At 72.2% G+C, this 21,217-nt stretch carries 15 protein-coding genes; 11 read left to right on the forward strand and 4 right to left on the reverse strand.

Going from position 1 to position 21,217, the window contains the following annotated elements:
* The first annotated feature begins 607 nt into the window (after window positions 1-607).
* The 9 genes from NQZ70_RS51695 (at window position 608) to NQZ70_RS51735 (ending at window position 13,634) form a co-directional block, all read left to right on the forward strand.
* Window positions 608-1,903, forward strand: a complete 1,296-nt coding sequence (locus NQZ70_RS51695) for a DUF1552 domain-containing protein (RefSeq protein WP_129580808.1) — start codon at window positions 608-610, stop codon at window positions 1,901-1,903.
* Window positions 1,904-1,962: 59 nt separating this feature from the next.
* The gene (locus NQZ70_RS51700) at window positions 1,963-4,380 is read left to right on the forward strand and encodes a DUF1592 domain-containing protein (protein WP_129580809.1); all 2,418 of its coding nucleotides are present in this window, start codon (window positions 1,963-1,965) and stop codon (window positions 4,378-4,380) included.
* A 243-nt stretch (window positions 4,381-4,623) separates the two neighbouring features.
* Entirely contained in the window at window positions 4,624-5,166 is a 543-nt protein-coding gene (locus NQZ70_RS51705; RefSeq protein WP_020742099.1) for an inorganic diphosphatase, read from the forward strand.
* Between the two features lie 677 nt (window positions 5,167-5,843).
* Window positions 5,844-7,514, forward strand: coding sequence for a DUF1592 domain-containing protein (locus NQZ70_RS51710; protein ID WP_237244839.1), 1,671 nt, complete (start codon window positions 5,844-5,846; stop codon window positions 7,512-7,514).
* Between the two features lie 51 nt (window positions 7,515-7,565).
* A complete protein-coding gene (locus tag NQZ70_RS51715; RefSeq protein WP_129580811.1) occupies window positions 7,566-8,900 on the forward strand; it encodes a DUF1552 domain-containing protein in 1,335 nt (444 codons plus the stop codon).
* Between the two features lie 271 nt (window positions 8,901-9,171).
* Window positions 9,172-11,502, forward strand: a complete 2,331-nt coding sequence (locus tag NQZ70_RS51720; protein ID WP_129580812.1) for a class I SAM-dependent methyltransferase — start codon at window positions 9,172-9,174, stop codon at window positions 11,500-11,502.
* Between the two features lie 193 nt (window positions 11,503-11,695).
* A complete protein-coding gene (locus NQZ70_RS51725) occupies window positions 11,696-11,839 on the forward strand; it encodes a hypothetical protein (protein ID WP_165374594.1) in 144 nt (47 codons plus the stop codon).
* A 100-nt stretch (window positions 11,840-11,939) separates the two neighbouring features.
* Window positions 11,940-12,671: a hypothetical protein gene (locus NQZ70_RS51730; RefSeq protein ID WP_237244840.1), complete on the forward strand. Its 732-nt coding sequence runs from the start codon at window positions 11,940-11,942 to the stop codon at window positions 12,669-12,671.
* A 159-nt stretch (window positions 12,672-12,830) separates the two neighbouring features.
* Complete coding sequence (locus tag NQZ70_RS51735; RefSeq protein ID WP_129580813.1) at window positions 12,831-13,634, forward strand: phytanoyl-CoA dioxygenase family protein; 804 nt, start codon at window positions 12,831-12,833, stop codon at window positions 13,632-13,634.
* A gap of 227 nt (window positions 13,635-13,861) precedes the next feature.
* Here the strand turns inward: NQZ70_RS51735 and miaA are convergent, their stop codons facing one another.
* From miaA to NQZ70_RS51750, 3 genes are read right to left on the reverse strand one after another with little or no spacing between them, the layout of a single operon-like run.
* Window positions 13,862-14,884 (reverse strand): tRNA (adenosine(37)-N6)-dimethylallyltransferase MiaA, encoded by a 1,023-nt coding sequence (gene miaA / locus NQZ70_RS51740; RefSeq protein ID WP_129580814.1) that lies wholly within the window; start codon window positions 14,882-14,884, stop codon window positions 13,862-13,864.
* Window positions 14,881-17,022 carry a DNA mismatch repair endonuclease MutL gene (gene mutL / locus NQZ70_RS51745; protein WP_129580815.1) on the reverse strand — a complete coding sequence of 714 codons (2,142 nt, stop codon included), beginning with the start codon at window positions 17,020-17,022 and terminating at the stop codon, window positions 14,881-14,883. The genes miaA and mutL overlap by 4 nt, the downstream gene beginning before the upstream one ends.
* Window positions 17,019-17,690 carry a hypothetical protein gene (locus NQZ70_RS51750; RefSeq protein WP_129580816.1) on the reverse strand — a complete coding sequence of 224 codons (672 nt, stop codon included), beginning with the start codon at window positions 17,688-17,690 and terminating at the stop codon, window positions 17,019-17,021. Before NQZ70_RS51750 ends, mutL begins: the two co-directional genes overlap by 4 nt.
* A 136-nt stretch (window positions 17,691-17,826) precedes the next feature.
* Between NQZ70_RS51750 and NQZ70_RS51755 the strand changes: the two genes are divergently transcribed.
* Together NQZ70_RS51755 and rsmI are read left to right on the forward strand one after the other, a co-directional pair.
* Window positions 17,827-19,122, forward strand: coding sequence for an RNA polymerase factor sigma-32 (locus tag NQZ70_RS51755; RefSeq protein ID WP_129580817.1), 1,296 nt, complete (start codon window positions 17,827-17,829; stop codon window positions 19,120-19,122).
* A 30-nt stretch (window positions 19,123-19,152) separates the two neighbouring features.
* Window positions 19,153-20,004 carry a 16S rRNA (cytidine(1402)-2'-O)-methyltransferase gene (rsmI, locus tag NQZ70_RS51760; RefSeq protein ID WP_237244842.1) on the forward strand — a complete coding sequence of 284 codons (852 nt, stop codon included), beginning with the start codon at window positions 19,153-19,155 and terminating at the stop codon, window positions 20,002-20,004.
* 16 nt (window positions 20,005-20,020) lie between these two features.
* On the opposite strand, the gene NQZ70_RS51765 is transcribed toward rsmI, so the two are convergent.
* Entirely contained in the window at window positions 20,021-21,160 is a 1,140-nt protein-coding gene (locus NQZ70_RS51765; protein WP_129580819.1) for a mannose-1-phosphate guanylyltransferase, read from the reverse strand.
* Window positions 21,161-21,217 lie beyond the last annotated feature (57 nt).

Genomic DNA, 21,217 nt, shown 5'->3' on the forward strand with positions numbered 1-21,217 from the left:
GGCCAGCGCGAGCAGCGCGAGCGCGCACGGCGCCCTGCGCCGACGCGCGGGCGCGCGCTCCCGACGTCCGGGGGGGGCGTGCGCGGGGCACGGTCTCGACTGCTCTTGGCGTCCTGGCGGTCTTGGCTCTGTGTGACTGGATCGGACGCTCACGAACATCGCTGCACCGTCGTATTCCCCAAGCGAGGAGATGTCGAGCGGCCGAGGTACAAAGGATGCCAGGATGATAAAATTGTGGCTTCTCCTCGCGTTCCTGGCGTCCTCGTGATGCTGTCTCTGCGTGAATGTGCCAGGCATCACCAACGACGCTGGGACCCCTTAAGGCATTTCCGGACGCCCACGGCACGTGTCTTGAATCTCCGCCGCTGAATGAGGGCCTGCGGCGCGCGCTTCGCGGGGAATCCCGTGCCATGCCGCAGAGGCTCACGCATTGTGCTGAATGTGCGCCGAACTCGCTCCGGTCCAGGATCATCCTCCAAATCGACTGGATCTCGCGCCCAGAACCGCTCCGGGTTCAGGCGACATGTGGCACTCTCACGAGCTCGATGGATTCGAGTGCTCTGGCGCTGATCGCCTCGCGGGCACGGCGTCTGCAAAGCACGCTCGCATGAACCGCATATCCCGACGTCGCTTCGCCGCCGGCCTGGGCGCTGGTCTCCTCGCCGCTCCGTTCCTCGGGAGGATCAGCCAGCTTCGCGCCGACGGTGGTACTGCGCGCAATCTCGTCATCTTTTTCTCCCCCAACGGGACCCATCATCACCTCTGGCGCCCGACGGGCTCGGGATCGAGCTTCTCTTTCCCTGCGGGTTCGATCCTCGAGCCGCTCGCAGCGCACAAGTCCGATCTCATCGTCTGCGACGGCATCGACTTCAAGGGCGTCGACAACCATGAGCCCGGCATGATCAACATGCTCACGGGCGGCGGGAACGCCGGCAGCGCGAGCCGCGGCCAAAGCGTCGACTGGTACGTCGCCCAGGAGCTCGGCGTCCGGCCGGTCAACCTCGGCATCTACACGAGCCCGTGGGGGACCGGCGCGCAGACCCGCATGTCCTACAGCGCGGCGGGGCAGTTCGCGCCCGTGATCGACGAGCCGCGGACCGCCTATAACCAGATCTTCGACGGCTTCACCGGCAACGGCGGCTCGACCGGAACGGGAGCTCCCGAGATCGATCCGAAGATGAAGCGCCGGCAGAGCATCCTGCGCGTCACGAACGGCGAGATGGAGGCGCTGCGCGCCGGCGTGCCCGCGCGCGAGCAGGCGAAGCTCGACGCGCACATCGACGGCCTCAAGCAGATCGCGCCCGGCGCGAGCACCGGCGTCGGCCCCGTCGCGGCGAGCTGCGGCACGGCGCCCCCGCCGCCGCCCTCGTTCAACCCGACGGACGAGGACGCCGTCCCCGACATCGCCGTCGCGCAGATGGACCTCGTCGCCGCGGCGCTCGCCTGCGGCCGGACCCGGGTCGCGACCGTCCAGTTCTCCCACACGGTCTCGCCGCTGCACCTCAGGTGGCTCGGCCTGTCCAGCCAGGATCATCACTCGCTCTCGCACGCGAGCTCGGGGGAGGACGTCGACAGGTTCCGCATCGCGGAGCGATGGTTCGCCGAGCAGTTCGCTTATCTCCTCAAGAAGCTGAAGTCGACCGCCGGCGCCGGCGGCGGCACCCTGCTCGACGAGACGCTCGTCGTGTGGGCCAAGGAGCTCGGCGACGCGCCGCTGCACCGGTGCGAGTCGGTCCCGTTCGTCCTCGCCGGCGGGGGAGCCTTCACGCCCGGCCGCTACATCAAGTTCGGCGGCGCTCCCCACCAGCAGCTCCTGGTCTCCATCTGCCAGGCCATGGGCCTCGGCAACAGCACCTTCGGCGACGCCTCGAAGGGCACCGGCCCGCTGGACGGGCTCGCGTGACGCGCGGTCGTCCGCACGTCCGTCCTCTTAAAGCACTTGGGATTACGAGGAAGAAGCTTATGAACACACACGCGAAGGGACCCTTCGACACGGCGGACGCGTCCGTCTCCCGGCCCCTGCCGGCGAGCGACCCCCCGCGGCGCCGGCGGACTCCGCGCCTCGGCTACGCGCTCCTGCTCTCGTGCGCCGCGCTGGGCGCCGCGGGCGCCGGCTGCAACGGCATGTTCGGCGGCGGCGACGAGACGAACGGCGGAGACGACACCGGCTCGCTGGACTCGGGGTGCGCCGACAACATCGAGTTCTTCAAGGCGAACCTCTGGGACCCGATCATGTCCTCGAAGTGCACCGTCTGCCACACCGCGAGCGGGCTCGCGAAGGGGACCCGCATGGTGTTCGACACCTCGGGCACCGACGAGGCGCTGCAGGCCAACTTCGAGGCGGTGCGCGCCATGGCCGCGCTCGAGGTGAACGGCGAGTCGACGCTCCTCCTGCGCCCCTCCGGACGGCACCCCGACGGCCACGCCGGCGGCGCGCTCATCCCGTTCCAGAGCGAGGAATACCAGGCGTTCGAGAAGTTCGTGAACCGCGTCAACCTGGGTGAGGGGTGCGAGGAGCAGCCGACGGCCTGCGAGCCCAACTCGGTGTCCGGGCGGCGCGTCCTGCGCCGGCTGTCGCGCGTCGAGTTCGACAGGACCGTGGCCGACCTCCTCGGCGTCGACACGACCGGCTACATCCTCCCGACGGACGCGAACGTCGAGGGGTTCGACAACAACGCCGACGCGCTCCTCTACGCCGGGGCCGACGTCCAGCTCATGCGGGACGCCGCCGAGGACATCGCCGCAAAGGTGGTCGCGGCGCCGGGGTCGCTCGTCCCCTGCCCGATCGAGGCCGGAGACGACGCGTGCGCGACCGAGTTCTTCGAGCGATTCGGGCGCCGCGCCTTCCGCCGGCCGCTCACGCAAGAGGACCGATCCCGGTACATGGATCTCTACGGCAGCGTGAAGGCCGACGAGGGCTTCGCCGGGGGCATCCAGGCGATGATCGCCGCCGCGCTCCAGTCTCCCTACTTCCTCTATCGCCCGGAGCTCGGCGTCGCCGCGCAGGACGGCACTTACCAGCTCCTGCCGCACGAGATCGCCTCTCAGCTCTCCTACATGATCTGGAGCTCGATGCCGGACGACGAGCTGCTCAGCAAGGTGGAGTCGGGCGAGCTCGCGACGCCGGCGGCCATCTCCGCCGAGGTCGACCGGATGATGCAGGATCCGCGGGCCGACGCCGGCGTCCTCCGGTTCTTCAGGACATGGCTCCAGCTGAGCGCCAAGCCGTCGAAGGACATGACCGCGTACCCGGAGTACACGGAGGAGATCCGGCAGGCGATCGAGAAGGAGACGGCGGCCTTCGTGCGCCACCTCATCCACGACGGCGCCGGCTCGCTGGGCGAGATGTACACCGCGAGCTACTCCTACGTGACCCCGGAGCTCGCGTCGTTCTACGGGCTCGCGGCGCCGGGCGGGGCCGCGGACCAGGACGGCACGGCGCGGGTCGATCTCACCGGGTCGAACCGGATGGGCATCCTCACGCTCGGCAGCGTCCTCAGCACCCACGCGCACGCCGGCGAGTCGTCGCCGGTGCACCGCGGCAAGTTCGTGCGCGAACAGCTCCTCTGCCAGCCGCTGCCGCCGCCGCCCGCGGGGCTCGACGTCAAGCCGCCCCAGCCCGATCCCACGAAGTCGACCCGCGAGCGGTTCTTCGAGCACTCGAACAACGAGGCGTGCGGCAGCTGCCACTCGCTCATCGACGGGATCGGCTTCGGCTTCGAGCACTTCGACGGCGTCGGCCGCTACCGCGACACCGACGACGGACACCCGGTCGACGCGAGCGGCAACGTCGTGGGGGCGGCGGGCACGAGCGGCCCGTTCGACGGCACCGGAGAGCTCGCCCAGAAGCTCGCGGAGAGCCCCGACGCGCAGGCGTGCTTCACCCTCCAGTGGCTCCGCTTCGGCTTCGGCGCCATGGACCAGGCCGAGCTCTCCTGCATGGCGGACCAGATCACCGGCCAGCTCGGGCCCGAGGACCTCACGGTCGCGGGCGTCATCAAGGCGATCGCGCAGTCGCCGCGCTTCACGAGGCGCCTCGCCGAGGCGGCGGCGCAGCCGGATCCGTCGGAGGAGCCCGGCGGCGGCGAGGAGCCGTCGGGCACCGACAACGACCCGCCGCCCGTGAGCTCGGACTTCGATATCAAGGAGACCGTGGACACGGTGTGGGACGGCGGCGGCTGCAAGTCGGTCGACGTCACCAACGTGGGCGACGCACCGGCGACCTGGGTGGTCACCCTGCAGACCGACGGCACGCCCACCGACGTGTGGAACGCCGTGGCCGAGGCGGGCAACGCGGGCGTGACGTTCTCCGGCATGAGCTACAACGCCGAGCTCCTGCCGGGCGCGTCCGCGCGCTTCGGGTTCTGCTGGCGGGAGTGAGCCGCGGCGGCGCGCCGCCGCCACGTCCGGCGCGGCCGAGCCGGCGCGGCCGAGCCGGCGCGGCCGAGCCGGCGCGGCCGAGCCGGCGCGGCCGCGCCGGCTCGGCCGCGCGAGCGCGTCATTAGAAGATGGCGCGCGGCGAGCGTGGCGGGCGCCACGTCGCGCGCCAATTTACCTGGAATTCTGCTATCCTGTGCGCCCCTCGTCCACACCCAGGGCGGGGCGAAAGCCCAGGACGCCTCAATGACCCATCCGCTTCACGACATCCTGCTCCCCGACAGCCGGCACGATTTCTTTCCCGTGGTGATCGAGATCCCCAAGGGGTCGAAGTGCAAGTACGAGCTCGACAAGAAGACCGGGCTCTTGATGCTCGACCGCGTGCTCTACTCGTCCGTTCATTATCCGGCCAATTACGGCTTCATCCCCCAGACGCACGCGGGCGACGGCGACCCGCTCGACGTCCTCGTCCTCATGCAGGAGCCGGTCGTGCCGCTCACGATCGTGAGGGCGCGCGCCATCGGCGGCTTCTTCATGCGCGACGACAAGGGCGTCGACGACAAGATCATCGCGGTCGCCGTCGACGACCCCTCCGTGGCCCATTACCTGACCCACGAGGAGCTGCCCCCGCATGTGACCAAGGAGCTCATGCGGTTCTTCATCGACTACAAGACGCTCGAGAACAAGCTCGCCGAGGTCGAGACGATGTACGACAGGAACCGCGCCCTGGAGGTCATCGAAGAGTCCGTCGCCAGCTATCGCTCGATCAGCGCCTGGTCCAAGGGCTGACGCGGCCGGGGCGGGGGCCCCGTCACGGATGAGCATGGATGGATCGCTACCGGGGTGGATCACGCTTCCTGGACTTTTTCTCGTCCACCCCAGCGAAACCTCCGAAAAAATCCAGAAATCGGCCCAGGACCCCGGGTCGGCCCCGGGTCGGCATCGAGGGACGACGCGGCACAGGGGTTGCAGTTCATCTCGTCGTGGATCGCTTTTCGACACTCACGGGAAATGGCGCGCTCGCCCAGCGGCTCGTCGCGGGACCCGAGGTCGAGGCGCGCCTGGCGATCCAGCGGCTCCGGTTCGGCTCTGGGTTCGCGGGCCGGCCGAGCTCGCCCGCATGGCGCACGACATCGTGAGACGGCTCGACGCTCTGCGTCGAGCGAGACTCCCTCTCTGGAGAGCGAACTCGGTCCTGTGACGATCCTGTGAACGATGCGGAGGCCGGCGGAGACAGGCAGAAGCGCTGAATCGATTAACCGATAACCGACGAATCCAGTCAGGGCACGTGGAAACCACGTGAGCTCGTGAGTTAGCAAGGCGACACCGCTTGATCGGGGCTTGACAACATGAGAGACATCAGCTTTTCTCAAGCAATGATGAGCACGCTTAAGGGCTTAGTTTCGGCGAGCGCGTGCCGCCGCTCCTGCGCGGTGGCCCTCCTCCTCGCCGGCCCGCTCGGTTGCTTGGGCAATCTGGGCGATGTCGACGGCACCCCCTCCGACAGCAGCGGCGGCAACGGTGGCGACTCCAGCAACCCGGATGGCACGCCGCCCATCGGCGATCCGCCGCCGCAGCCCCACGACATCCCGAAGGTGTCGGAGTGCCTGGCGGCCGACAAGGGCACCCCGGGCCCGCGCGTCGTGCGGCGCCTGGCGGTCGACCAGTTCGAGGCCACCGTTCGCGACCTGTTCCGCGACCCGAGCATCACCGTCCCGCCGATCTTGGACGACAAGGAGGTGCTCGGCTTCAGGGTCGACGCGAACGCGCTGGTGATCCGCGACGGGACCGCCAAGTCCATCATGCTCTGGGCCGAGGAGACCGCGGACTGGGCCGTGACGAGCAAGCTCGACAGCCTGACCTCGGCCACCTGCAGGACCGTCGATGAGGCCTGCCGCGGGCAGTTTATCCGCGACTTCGGCCGCCGCGCGTTCCGTCAGAAGCTCACGGACGAGCAGTTCAAGTCCTACGACACGCTGTTCGGCGCGGAGAAGACGTTCGAGGACGGCGCCAAGGTGGTGGTGGCCGCCATGCTGCAGTCGCCGTACTTCCTGTACCGCCGCGAGATCGGGAACGACACGGGCGCGGGCGTCTACGAGCTCGGCCCGTACGAGGTCGCGAACAACCTCTCGTACCTGATCACCGGCACCATGCCGGACGACGCGCTGCTGCAGGCCGCCGACGCGGCCGCGGACCAGGGCGCCAGCCTGACCCGCGAGCAGATCGCCGAGCACGCGCTGCGCCTGATGACCGACCCGGCGGCCCGGCCGCGCGCCGAGGCCGAGCTGATGCGGTTCATGCGCGGCTGGCTCCAGCTCAACCGGCTCGGCCCCGTGGTGAAGAAGGACACGCAGTTCGACGCCCTGCGCCCGGACATGATGGCCGAAACGCAGGCGCTCGTCGTGGACACCGTGTTCAACAACGACGGCACGTTCGCCAACCTCCTGCAGGCGGACTACACGTTCATCAACAGCAACCTTGCCCAGCACTACGGCATCGGCGGCGCCGGCGGCCCCGAGCTGACCCGGGTGTCGATCAGCCCGGGGCAGCGCGATCGGGGCATCCTGGCCCACGCCAGCTTCCTGACGGGCCACGGGGGCTCGGAGTACTCCTCGCCGACCCAGCGCGGCAAGATGGTCCGCACGCGCCTCCTCTGCCAGCCGCTCGAGCCCCCGCCGCCCGGCGTGGATCCGAACGTCAAGGCGCTGGAGGGCCCGGCCACCACGCGCATGAGATACGAGGCGCACACCAAGGCGGATTACTGCGCCGGCTGCCACAAGTTCACGGACGCAATGGGCTACGGCTTCGAGCATTACGACACGTTCGGTCGGTGGCGGAGCGAGGAGGAAGGGTTCCAGATCGACGCGACCGGCACGGTCGTCGAGCCGCCCTCGGGGGAAAACTTCAGCTTCGACGGCCTGACCGAGCTGGCCGACTACCTCGCGGCGAACGAGGACGTCAAGGCGTGCATGGTCCGTTACTGGTCGTACTACGCGTTCGGCGGCACCTGGGAGCAGGACGGCTGCACGTACGAGACGGTTCAGGAGGAGGCGGCTGCCGGAGACTTCCGCCTCAAGAGCGTGTGGCTCGCGCTGACCCACGCGCCGCACTTCACCCGCAGAGTTCAAGGTCCGTGATCTCACGGCTGCAAACAACGAAGAGTTCGGTAGTGAGTGAAAGGATCGGTCATGCGCAGCCACAATCGTAGGAGCTTTCTTAAGGGTGTCGGGGCGAGCCTGGGGGCCAGCCTGCTGTTCGCGCCCTTCTATGATTCGATCGCCAATGCGGCTCCTGGAAAGAAGCCGAAGCGGCTCCTGATCTTCTTCACCATGGGGACGGCTCCCTCGATCTGGAAGCCCACGAGCGTCTCCGGCGAGACCCCGACGTTCAGCGAGTCCACCTCGCCGCTCGCAGAGATCAAGGAGCACATCGTGATGGTGGATGGCCTCCCCAGCGCCAGCCCGAGCAACAACCACGGGTCCGCCGACGGCCTCACCGGGATGGGCTACTTCAGCAACGGCCCCTACGGGCTGATCTCGGTCGACCAGTTCATCGTGGAGAAGCTGAAGGCCGCCGGGACGCTGGGGACGTCCACCGAGTATCTCCTGCTCGGCGCCGACACCGGAGGCGGCAAGACCGGGTTCTACAAGAAGGACAACCTGCCGCCCACCGCGTCCCCGGTGACCGCCTATTCGAACCTGTTCAGCGATGTGGCGCCGACGAACCCGACGACCCCCAACGACAACTCCGCCGAGGAGCGGCTGCGCCGGCGCAAGAGCATCCTCGACAATCTCAGGGGCGAGATCACGACGCTGAAGGGGAATCTCGGGTCGGAGCAGAAGTACAAGCTGGATCTGCATCTCGACTCGATCCGTCAGCTCGAGCAGTCCATCGCGGGCCAGATGACCGGCGGCGGCGGCGGCGGCGGCGGCGGCGGCGGCGGGGCCTGCACGGTCCCGGGAAAGCCCACGGGCGACTTCACCAACAACCTGAAGGCGAACCTGATTCACATGGATATCATCGTCAGCGCCTTTGCGTGCGGCATGACCCGGGTCGCGGGGATCCAGTGGGGCTCGGATCAGACGATGAACGTGGCTCTGGACGAGATCGGCCTCAGGGGTGAGGAGCATAACGGCATGATCCACACCGGCGCCCCTGCGCACGCCGACCTGATCAAGCTCGAGAAGTGGCTGCACCAGCAGTTCGTCAGCCTCGTCAAGAAGCTGAAGTCGATCCCCGAGGCCGACGGCTCGGGGACGCTCCTCGACAACACGCTGGTCGCCTGGTGCCGCGACATGGGCGACGCGCCGAACCACACCCAGAACGAGATGAAGTTCGTCCTGGCGAGCGGCACCGGCGGCTACCTGAAGACGGCCCCGGGCGGCCGGTACATCAAGAGCAACGAACGGCACGAGCGCGTGCTGCTCAGCCTGTGCGACGCGATGGGCGTCACGGACTACGCTGGCTTCGGCGATCCGACCCTCGCGGCGAAGTCGCCGCTCCCGGGCCTGGCCGCGACCTGAGCCACGCGCACCGCCGCCGCGACAGGCGCGCCCCCACGCGCCTGTCGCGGCGGGCTCCGCGGGGGTCGGCGACTGGGAGGGTCGGTCGCGCGGAGCCGCGGACGACCTGCCGACCATCGCTTCCCCCAACATCCGCGTACTCCACCCTGTTTCGGCGCGGCGATCCCGTCGAACACCACCTCGGACGAGGTCCTGCGCCGCACGCAGGAGCGCGCTCGACGACCCGTGCTGCGGTCTTTCCGCCCCCCGCGCCCCGCGTACACTCGTGGCCATGACGACGAGCGCGGCGGCGGGGTACGAGGCGGATCAACGGCGAGACGACCTTTCCGCGTACGCGCGGTACCTGTCCGCGATGGACGCGTCCATGCGCCAGAAGATCGCGCTCACGGCCGCGCACCTCCTGTGCGAGGGCCGCGTCGCCGACATGGGCATGGGCTCGGGGCAGGGCAGCGCCGCGCTGGCGCAGCTCTACCCACGCCTCGAGGTGATCGGCGTCGACATCGATCCCACGGTCGTCGAGCTCGCGCGCCGCGCTCACCGGCACCCGAACCTCAGCTTCCAGCTGGGCGACATCGCCACGGCGGTCTTCCCGCCCGAGAGCCTCGACGGGATCTTCGACTCGTCGGTGCTGCACCACGTGACCTCGTATGGCGGCTATCGCCACGCGAACGCGGCGGACGCGCTCTCGGCGCAGGTGGAGCAGCTCGCGCCGGGCGGCGTGCTGGTGGTGCGCGACTTCGTCGACCCTGGGCCGGAGCCGGTGCTGCTCGACGTGCCCGCCGACGACGGCGACGGCGGCCCCGACCCCCGCAGCGCCTCGACCGCGGCGCTGCTCGAGCGGTTCGCCGGCGAGTTTCGCTCGCTGTCGCCCGAGCCCGGGTTCCCGCTGGAGCGGCTCTCCCCCGGGCCGTCCGGCGCGCTTCCCGCGCCGCGCCCCGGGTGGCGGCGGTATCGGCTCGCCCACAAGCACGCGGTCGAGTTCGCGTTGCGGAAGGATTACCGCGCCGACTGGGAGGCCGAGGTCAAGGAGGAGTACACCTATTTCTCGCAAGCGCAGTTCGAGGCCCTCTTCGCCCGTCTCGGCCTGCGCGTGCTGTCGTCCACGCCGCTGCGCAACCCGTGGATCGTGCGCAACCGGTTCGCCGGCCGCTTCGAGCTGCGGGACGCCGCGGGCGCGCGGCTGCCGTATCCGCCCACGAACTACCTCATCGTCGGCGAGAAGGTGAGGGCCGGTCAGGGGGTCGCGTTCCGGCTCCGGCCGGCGGAGGGCCCTCCGCGGTTCCTGCGGATCGAGCACCACCAGGATCGCGCCACCGGGCGGGTGTTCGACCTGGCGGCGCGGCCCCACCCCACGCTGGACATCGTGCCGTTCTTCTTCGCCGGCGAGACGGCGTACGTGCTGGCGAGGACGAGCTACCCGCGCCCGATCGCGCGCGCCTGCCGCGAGGAGACGCCGCCCCTCGACGGCAGCGGCCCGGCCGACTACCTGGCCGAGCCGATCGCGGTCGTGCAGACCGAGCTCCCGGTCGGCCACACGGTCGAGCGAGCGCTGGAGCGCGCGGCCGGCGTGCGGGCGGAGGCGATCCAGCGGATGATCCCGGGGACGACGTACTACCCGTCGCCCGGCGGCATCCTCGAAGAGGTGCGCTCGATGCTCGTGGAGGTCGAGCCGTCGTTCGTGAACGCGCCTCCCGAGAACGTCTCCGGGTTCGGCACCTCGGGCCGCATCCGCGCGATCGAGGCGCGCCAGCTGCTGCGCGCCGCGCAGGTCGGCGGCCTGCCCGACGCGCGGCTCGAGCTGAACGTCTACGACCTGCTGGCGCGCTTCGGGTTGCCGTTCGGGCCGTGGATCGGCGACGACATCGCGCTCCCCGCGGGGCCCTCCGCGCCGCCCGGAGCGGGCGCCGCAGGCGCCGCGTTCGCGAGCGTGGGCGGCGGCGCGGTGGCCGTCGTGGAGCCGACGTCGCTGCGCGCCCTGCTCGAGCGCCCGAGCCGCCGGCGGTACGCGCGGGTGGACCCGAGCGCCAGCGCCGGGTTCCTCGAGGTGCGGCGGGCGCGCTTCGAGGAGCTCGCCGAAGGCGGCGCCGTGGTGGCCGCGCGCGAGCTCGAGTACGTGGTGCCGCGGCCGCTCGGCGCGCTGACCGTCTCGACCGCGCTGCTGGCGCGCGCGCCGTCGGGAGAGGTGGTGCTCGGCGTGGACGACCACGACCTGCCCGCCGCCCAGAGCTTCTCGGGCAACAGCGATCTCCTGGTCGCGCCGGCGTGGCGGCTGCCTCGGAGCGCGCGCACCCTCGCGGAGGCCGAGGCCTTCGTGCGGGCGCGGCTCCTGGTCGAGTACGGCGTCGACGCGGGCGAGGCCGTCGAGCTCGGAGGCGCCTACCGCCCCTCGGCAGGGCTGACGCCGGAGCTGGTCCATCCCATCGCCTTCGTGGTCACCGGGGTGGCGGCGCCGGTGTCCGCTCCGCATCGGGGGCTTCACTGGGTGCCGCTGACCGCGCTGGTCGCGGGGCGGGAGCACCTGCCCGACGGTCACCTGCGGGTCGTGACCCTGCGCGCGGCCCACGCGCTCGGCGCCGCGATCTCGCCGCCGCGCCCGCAGTGATGGATTCCTCGCTGCCCGGCGGGTGAGCCGACGGCAGGCACGCATCGGGTGCTCTCATCACGATGTTTCGGGGAGCGATCGGACGCGATCTCGGGTCGTCGCGGGCGGATGATCGCCTGGGTGCCGCGCCGGCGCGCGAAACGGACCCTCTTCATCGAGCCGCGGATGAGCGCAGGACGCGCTCCGAGCGCAGATGTCGATTGCGTTCCAGCTGCCTGATGCCTGGACGCAGCAATTGCGTGCGATGGACGGCGGTCTCGAGACCTCAGCTGCATTCGCGCGCCGCGCTCTTTTGAGCGCAATCAGCGCGTCTTCGCGCGATGCGGCGGAGGGCTGACGCATCGAATGGCTGGCACGCGGGGCGCTTACAGCGCCGCACATCGCCGGCGATCGGCCGCCCCCCGCAGCGTACCGCGGGACGGAACACCATGGAACTTATGAGCAATTCCCTGAAGATCGCGATGGAAGGCCTCAGGCCCGCGAGCCGCTCCGTCCGACGAGAGGCGCTCGGGCAGGGCGTTCGAGTCGGCGCTGGGCGGGCCAGCTCGTTCGTCGCGCTGCGGGCGCGCCTGCTCGCGAGCCCGAGCCTGGCCGGCGCGCTCAGCTTCATGCAGGTCACCACCCGTCCGTGGGAACCCCACGAGCTCGCGGCGTGGCTCCACGAGCACGTGATCGCGCCCGGCTGGATGAAGGCCCCCCGCGCGCTGCGCGAGCCGGGCGCGGCGACCGTGGAGCTCTGCGAGCTCGACGAGCGTCACCGCGAGATCGCGGCGCTCACCGGATGTGCGCGCCGGCGCGTGGCGCTCGCGTTGCTCGATTTCGTGTCGCCGAACCCCGATCGCGGGTTCCTCCGCGCAGCGCTGTACAGCGCGCGCGTGAGGTGGAGCGTGGTCGGCGACCGCTCGGGCTGGATCCCGGCGCCGCGCGAGAGCGACCTCCTGAGCGACATCGTGCTCAGCCTGTTCGCCGCCGAGATCCTCTCCGACGCGGAGCTCTACCGGAGCCACATGACCGTCTGCGCTGGTTGCGGTCGGGTCGCGTTCGCGCAGGAGCCGCGGCCCCGCGGCGCGGGCTGCCCGCGCTGCGACGGCGAGGTGAGGTGCAGCCGCGCTGACGGCGAGGGAATCGACGCCGCCGACGCGGCGTCCTCCGGACATCGGGCGAGATGAGAGCGCTCGTCCGTCCCGCGCGTGCTCCAGCTGCCTGACGCGGCGACTTCTCTTTCGAAGACGACGATTCCGCGAAAGGCGGGGTCGGCACGAATCGGTAGACGGCGAGTGCTGAGCTTGACGACTCGGCGGGAGCCACACCAAGCTTGGCGCCGAGCTATGAGCCACGCCCGACGCACGAGCGCCGAACTGGATGAGCTTGCCCACGCAGCGCAGCGCGATGGGTTCTGTTTGATCAAGAGCCTCATCCCGAAGAGCCTGCTGCACTCGTGGCGTGAGGCGTTCGCGCCGCTCCTCGACGCGCACATCGCGCGCGAGGGGCACCTCAAGAACCGGGGGCCAGGGCGCTATTACGTGACGCTCCCGTTCAAAGCCCCCTTCGCGGAGCCGCGCATCTACGAAGACGAGACGATCCTGGGCGTCGTCGAGCGCCTGGTGGGGGCCGACACGACCATGGTCCAGCTCGCGACCGACACACCGCTCCTCGGGTCCGAGTACCAGGACGTCCACCGCGACACGCCGCCGCTCTTCCCGGAGACCGGCAGGGAGACGCCTGCGTTCCAGCTCGCCGTCAACTTCCCCTTGGTCGACGTCACCGCCGAGAACGGCCCGCTCGAGATCGCTCGTGGCACGCACATGCTCTCCAAGGCCGAGGGGATGCGGCGCCTCGAGCAGGGCGAGGTCGCGCTCGAGCCGATCACCATGGATCTCGGCGACGTCATGGTCCGCGACGTTCGCGGCCTGCACCGCGGGACCCCGAACCGCTCGCGCGAGCCGCGGCCCATGGTCGTCATCGGCTACAGCCGCCGCTGGCTCTTCCGCCCGGAGGTCTCGATCCGGGTGCCCCGCGAGAGCCTCCCCCACCTGTCCGAGCGGGCGAAGCGCATGCTCCGCTTCAACCCGATCGTCGAGTCGCTCGACGGCCCCGAGGAGACCGAGGTCTACCAGGCCTTCGCCTATTGACCCGCGCCGTCGCGCGCCCGGACCGCCCGTGGCCGCGACGCCCCGGGGCTGCCTCGGGGGCTCGTGGAGGGGCTTCCGCGCGGCGCGATAAGGTTCGTTAGTCTATCTAACTATCAACGCTGCCCGTGAGCCTGGCGCATGCGACCGGCCTGCCCCCCTCGACCGCCCTCGTCCGCTCGTCGGGGGCTGCTTCGCGGCGCGATAAGGTTCGTTAGGCTATCTAACTATCACCGCTCGGCGAGCGCGACGTACGCGACCGGCTGATCTCTCAGCCAGGTGCGCTGCCGCCGCACGAAGACGCGCGTGGAGCGCACGATGGCCGGCGCGAGCTCCGCGGCCGGCAGGCCGCCTTCCAGGTGCGCCCGCACCTCCCGGTAGCCCACCGAGCCCATCGCCCGCGCGCCGCCGTAGCCGCGCGCCATGAGCGAGCGGACCTCGTCCACCCAGCCCTGCTCCAGCCACCCGGCGACGCGCGCCTCGATGCGGCGGTCGAGCTCGGCGCGGTCCCGCTGCACCGCGAGCAGGCGCGCAGCGTGGCGGCGTTCCCGGAAGCCGTGCTCGGCGTGCCATGCGCTCTGCGTCCGGCCCGAGCGCTCGTAGATCTCCAGCGCCCGGCTCACGCGCACGAGATCGTTCGGCGCGAGGCGCGCCGCGCTCTCCGGATCCACCTCGGCCAGGCGCGCGTGGAGCGCGGCGCGCCCCTCGGCCTCGGCGATCGCGCGGTGGCGCGCCCGCACCTCGGGGTCGGCGGGCGGCGCGGGCGACAGGCCGAAGAGCAGCGCCTTCACCCACAGGAACGTGCCGCCGCAGACGATGGGCACCCGGCCCCGGCGGCGGATATCGCCGATCGCCGCCTCCGCGAGCTCCGCGAAGCGCTGGGCGTCGATCGCCTCCAGCGGATCGGCCACGTCGATCAGGTGGTGCGGCGCGCGCGCCCGCTCGACGGACGTCGGCTTGCCGGAGCCGAGGTCGAATTCCCGGTAGAGCTGCACGCTGTCGGCGCTCACCACCTCGCCGCCGAAGCGCTCCGCGAGCCGGATCGCGAGCTCGGTCTTGCCGCTCGCCGTCGGCCCGACCACGACGAGCAGCTCGCCCGGCGACGGCGGCGCGATCGCCTCCCACGACGGCGGCGCGATCGCCTCCCACGACGGCGGCGCGATCGTCTCCCACGACGGCGGCGCGGCGGCCGCGTACGGCGGCGCGGCGGCCTCGCTCGCCTCCGGGGCGAGCCCGCGCTCGGCCTCGATCACCGCCGCCCCACGCGATGCTCCAGCTCCGGCCAGCCGACGCGCATCACGATCGGCCGGCCGTGCGGGCAGTGGCCGGCGAAATCGACCTCGTCGAGCGCCGCGAGCAGCGCGCGCGCCTCGTCCGGCGCCACCGGATCGCCGGCGCGCAGGGAGCCGTGGCAGGCCATCGTCGCCAGCGCGAGGTCCACCGCGCCCGAGAAGGCGCGCTCGCCCGAGTGGCTCAGCTCGTCCACGAGGTCGCGCACGAGGCGCTCGGGCGCCGCGCGGCGGAGCAGCGTCGGCACCGCGTGCACCGCGAGCTGCGCCGCGCCCGCCGGGCGGACGTCGAGCCCGAGCCGCGCGATCGCCTCCTGCGCCTCCTCGACCAGCGACACCTCCGCGGGCGCCGCCGGCACGAGCACCGGGAAGAGCAGCTTCTGCGTCGCGACGTCGCGCCCGTCGTACGCCGCGCGCAGCCGGTGGAACGTCACGCGCTCCGCCGCCGCGTGCTGGTCGAGGAAGTAGATCCCGTCCGGGCCCTCGCACACGAAGTACGTGTTGCGCACCTGCGCGAGGAAACGCAGCGATTTCCAGGCGAGGACGCGCTCGGCCGCGGCGAGCACGGCCCCGCTGCCGGTCGGGTACGGCACGGGTGGCGCGCCCGGCACGTTCGCCGGCCCGCCCGGCACGGCCGCCGGCCCACCCTGCGCGGTCGCCAGCCCGCCCGGCACGTTCGCCGGCCCGCCCAGCGCGGCCGCCGGCTCCTCTGGCGCGATCCCCGGAGCGCCCGGCGCGATCGCCGGCCCGACCGCCCCGTCGCGCCGCTCGGGGAGCGCGATGTCGTCCCACACCCCGAGCTGCGCCGGCGCGCCCACGCCGCTCGTGGCGGACCCGGGGCGCGCGGCCTCGGGGCGCCCCGGCGGGATCCCGACGAGATCGCCGCCGAGGCCCCACGGGTCGGCCGGCGGCTCCTGGCGCTCGCTCGGCGCGCCCGCCGCGGGCGCCCCCGCGGAGGGGCCGCTGGACCAGACCCAGGCGTCTCCGGGCGGCGAGGCCGCGTCCTCGAAGAGCTTGCCCTTGCGGCCCTGGAAGCCGCCGGGGGCCGGCGCGGGCAGGCCGAACGCCGCGGCCACCTGCGCGGCGACGATCTTGTAGAGCGCGTCGGCGACGGCGCGGCCGTCGGCGAAGCGGACCTCGGCCTTCTGCGGGTGGACGTTCACGTCCACGAGCTCGGGAGGAAGATCGATGAACACCGCGCCGATGGGGTACCGGCCCGGCTCGAGCACGCTGCCGTAGGCGAGCGCGATCGAGCGCGCCAGCGACCGGTCGCGCACGTGCCGCCCGTTCACGAACATCCACAGCCAGCCGGCGCCCGAGCGGGCGCGCTCCGGCCGCGACACGAACGCCTCGACCGTGAGCGGCCCCCGCTGCCCGGCGCACGTCGCGAGCTCCTCGCCCGCGAGCATCGCGCGCGCCCGCTCCGCGCGGCTCGCGGTGCGCAGCCACTCCCGCGCGACGCGCCCGTCGCGCGAGAGCACCAGCGTCACGCCCGGCTCGCCGAGCGCGACCGCCTGCGCGATCTCGGTCACGTGCGCCGACTCGGTCCCGACGGCGCGCAGGAACTTGCGCCGCGCGGGGACGTTGTAGAAGAGGTCCCGCACCTCGACCACGGTGCCGACGGCGCACCCGCAGGGGACGACCTGCGTCGGGCCGCCGCCCTCGATCCGGATCTCCGTCCCCTCCGACTCGCCGTCGCGCCGCGTGCGCAGCGAGAAGCGGCTCACCGAGGCGATGCTCGGGAGCGCCTCGCCGCGGAAGCCGAAGCTCTGGATGCAGCGGAGGTCGTCGATCCGCGCGATCTTGCTCGTCGCGTGGCGCAGCACCGCGAGCGAGGCGTCCTCGCGGCTCATCCCGCGCCCGTCGTCCGCGATGCGCACCAGGCCGACGCCGCCCCCCTCGATGTCGACGCGGATGCGGCGCGCGCCCGCGTCGAGCGCGTTCTCGACGAGCTCCTTGACCACGCTCGCCGGCCGCTCGACCACCTCGCCGGCCGCGATCTGGTTGGCGAGGTCGTCCGGCAGGACGGCGACCCTTCGCGCCTCGGGCTGGGCGGGCTTCGATCGAGGATCCGCGCCGGCGATCCTCTCCGCGGTGCTCATGGCTCGTCGCCGGGGTCGACCGCCGTCCGGGCGACCGCCTGGAAGTAGAGCTTGGTGCGCGCCCGCGTCAGCGCCAGCGCGGCGGCGCCGAGGATGGCCAGCTCGAAGACCACGAAGCGCACCCGCTCGGCGGTCCACCAGAGGCCCGGGTTCGTGAGGCCGGCGCGCTCGGGGACGTCGGGGGGCAGGAGCGCCCCCGCCTGCGCCACCATGTCGATCCACGCGCCGCGGACGCCCCGGGTGAGCGCGTAATCGACCGCGGCGAAGGCCAGGTTGGCGAAGAGGACCTGGAGCACGAAGCCGCGCGTGCCGGGCCGCCCGCCGAGCGCCAGGCCGCTCGCGATGACGAGCAGCCCGCCGAGGATCACCTTGCCGATGCTGAGCGGGAAGGAGACGTCCTGGTACAGGCTGAGGGCGCGCGCCTGGGCCGCCTCGAGCACCAGGTACGTGAACTGGAATGGCTCGCCCTGGTCGCGTGCTTGCTGGGCGACGGCCATCACGTCGGGGGCCATGCCGCCGCGCAGGTACATGGCCGTCCCGCATCCCGCCATGAAGCCGCGCACGCCGATGAGCCAGGTGAGCAGCATGGTGGCCACCAGGTACCAGGGGCGCAGCGAGCGCGGGCGCGGGGGGCGGTGCGAGTCCACGTGGAGGCTGCCGTGTAGCACGTTCTCCGATCTCGCGCGCTCTCTTCCTTACCTGCGGATTGCGGAGCGGGTAGCCTCGGATCGCGAGGTGCCTGCGCGCCGGCGCCGGTGGCGCGGTGCGGCGGGCCTGTACTAGAACTTCGAGGACGAGGTCCTGGTGGCGAAGAGCAAGAGCGAGCCGCGAACGAAGCGAACGAAGGGGACCGGTGCGCCGCAGCCCGCGGGGGCGGCGGAGGCGGGCCCGCCGCCCGGGCCGGAGGACGAAGGCGCGGACGGGAGCACGGGTACGGACGGGGGCGCGGACGCGGCCCCCAGGCCCGCCGCGAAGCGCCGCGCGCGCTCCGCGGCGAAGGGCGCCGGCGGCGCGCGCGGCGAGGCGCAGCCCGCGGCCAGCGACGACGACGGCCCGCGCGACGACGAGGACGAGGGGGACGCGCCGCCCGAGAGCGGCGCCGCGCCGGCCGGCGACGTCGACGAGGGGGACGTCGTGGAGGTCGTCGGCGAGGTCATCGACGACGCGAACCTCGATCTGAACGACATCGAGCTCCCGCGCACCGCGCGCGCCGGCGCCGCCCCCGAGGGGCGCGGCGGCGACGCGGCGCTGTCGCGCACGGACCCGCTGCAGGCCTACCTGCGCGAGGTGCAGCGCCACCCGCTGCTCACGGCGGACGAGGAGAAGGAGCTGACGATGAAGTACGCGAAGACGCAGGACGTCGCGACCGCCGCGCGGCTCGTGACGGCGAACCTGCGGCTCGTGGTCAAGCTCGCGTACGAGTACCGGCGCGCGTACAAGAACATCATGGACCTCATCCAGGAGGGGAACATCGGCCTGATGCAGGCCGTGAAGCGCTACGATCCGTACCGCGGCGTGAAGCTCTCCTCGTACGCGGCGTGGTGGATCCGCGCGTACATCCTGCGCTTCATCCTCAACAACTGGCGCCTGGTGAAGCTCGGCACCACGCAGGCGCAGCGGAAGCTCTTCTTCAACCTCAACAAGGAGAAGGCGAAGCTCTCGGCGATGGGGATCGAGCCGACGGCGGCGGAGATCGCGAAGCGCCTGTCGGTCGAGGAGAAGGAGGTGGTCGACATGGACCGCCGCCTCGCCAGCGGCGAGGCGTCGCTCGACGCCCCGGTCGGCGATCTCGAGGGCCGGACGATCCCGCGCGTCGAGCTGCTCGTCTCGTCGGGGGCGAGCCCGGACAGCGCGTTCGAGGCGAGCGAGATGGGCATGCTCGTCCACGACCGGCTCTCGAAGTTCCGCGAGACGCTGAAGGGCAAGGACGTGATCATCTTCGACAAGCGCATGGCCGCGGAGGATCCGCTCACGCTCCAGGAGCTCGGCAACGAGTTCGGCATCTCGCGCGAGCGCGTGCGCCAGCTCGAGGCGCGGCTCCAGTCGAAGCTGCGGACGTACCTGCAGGAGGAGCTCGGCGACGCCGTCGAAGCGGACTAGGCCTTGTCGACCGGCGGCGAGCAGGGCGGGGTGAGCGATCGCGGGTGCCTCTACGTGGTCGCGACGCCGATCGGGAACCTCGGCGACGTCACGCTGCGCGCGGTCGAGACGCTGCGCGCGGCGGACCGGATCCTCGCCGAGGACACGCGGCGCGCGCGCGCGCTGCTCGGCCACCTCGGCGTCGCGGGCAAGCCGGTCGACCGGTTCGACGCGCACGCCTCCGAGGCGGACGCCGCGCGGGCGGCCGCGCGGCTCTCGGCGGGCGAGTCGATCGCCTTCATGACCGACGCCGGCACGCCGGTCGTGAGCGATCCGGGGACGGCGCTCGTGCGCGCGGCCAGGGACGCCGGGGCCCGCGTCGTGGCGATCCCGGGGCCGAGCGCGGTGATGGCCGCGGTGAGCGCGTCGGGGCTCGTGACCGGGGGCTTCCGCTTCGTGGGGTTCTTGCCCCGCGGCGGGCGCGAGCGGCGCGAGGCGCTGGCCCTCGTCACGTCGACGCCGGAGGCGGTGGTGCTGTTCGAATCGCCGCGGCGCTTCCGCGACACGCTGGCCGAGCTGGCCGAGCGCATGCGCGGCCGGCGCGCGGTCGTCGCGCGCGAGCTGACGAAGGTGCACGAGGAGATCCTGGGCGGCGCGGTGGAGGAGCTCGCGGCGCTGGAGCGGGAGTGGCTCGGCGAGATCACGCTGGTGCTCGCGCCCGCCGAGCCGGCCGCGGAGGGCGCGCGCCCGAGCGACGAGGAGCTCGACGCGCGCATCGACCGCGAGCTCGCCCAGGGGAGGCGGGCGAAGCACATCGCCGAGGAGCTGTCGGTCGAGCTCGGGCTCCCGCGGCGCGAGCTCTACGCGCGGGCGGTGGCGCGGCGGGGGGAGCCGCGCGAGTAGGGCGGGCGACGCGCCGTCAGGTGTGCCGCCCCTGCCCCCGCGCCTTGAGGGCGTCGACCACGTGCTTCACGTCCTGCGCCCGGTCGCGCGGCACGATCAAGAGCGCGTCGTCGGTCTCGACCACCACGAGGCCCTCCACGCCGACGAGCGCGATCACCCGGCCGTCGCCCGGCGCGCCGCCGGCGCGCGCGCGCAGATCGACCAGGTGGTTGCCCTGCGCGTCGACGAGCACCGACCCCGCGGGCGCGCTGTTGCCGCGCTCGTCCTTCTCGGCGAGCTCCCAGGCGCTCTGCCAGCTGCCGAGGTCGCTCCAGCCGAAATCGCCGGGCACCACCGCGAGCCCGGCGACGTGCTCCATCACGCCGTGATCGACGCTCACGGCCGGCAGCCGCGGGAACACGCGCAGCACCGCCTCCGCCTCGGCCGCGGCGCCCTGCGCGGCGGCGCGGTCGATCTCGTCGAGCCCCTCGGCGAGCGCCGGCAGGTGGGCGCGGATCGCCGCCCGCATGTCGCCCGCGCGGAAGATGAACATCCCCGCGTTCCAGAGGAAGCGGCCGCTCGCCACGAACTCCGCGGCGCGCTCGCGGCTCGGCTTCTCGACGAAGCGCAGCACTTTGCAGGGCGCCGCGGGCGCCGCGCTCCCGGCGCCGGCCGCGCCCTCCGCCTCGATGTAGCCGAAGCCCGTCTCCGCGTGCGTCGGGCGGATGCCGATCGTCGTGATCGCGCCGCCCCGGGCCGATGCGACGGCGGCCTCCAGCGCCTCGAGGAACCGCGGCACGTCGGCGATGTGGTGATCGCTCGGGAGCACGACCACGACCGCCTCGGGATCCTCGCGCGCGATGGTCGCCGCCGCCCAGCCGATGCACGGCGCCGTGTTGCGCGGCGCGGGCTCGACGAGCAGGCGCCGCTCGGAGACGTCGGGCAGCGCGGCCCGCGTGGGCGCCAGGAGGTGCTGGCCGGTCGCGATCCAGATGCGCTCCCAGCCGGCGCCTCCGCACAGCGGGAGCACCCGGCGCGCCGTCGCGGTGATGAGCGGCTCGCCGCCGAGCAGCGGCAGGAGCTGCTTCGGGCGCGCCGCGCGCGACGCCGGCCAGAAGCGCGTGCCCGCGCCGCCGGCGAGGATCAGGACATGGACGGGGGTCTCGGTCGAGCTCATGAGCGATCGTCGAGGGTTACACGCCCCAGGGTAACGCAGGGACGCGGCGCCGTGGCA

The sequence above is a fragment of the Sorangium sp. So ce836 genome, from assembly GCF_028553905.1.
Lineage (GTDB): Bacteria > Myxococcota_A > Polyangia > Polyangiales > Polyangiaceae > Sorangium > Sorangium cellulosum_D.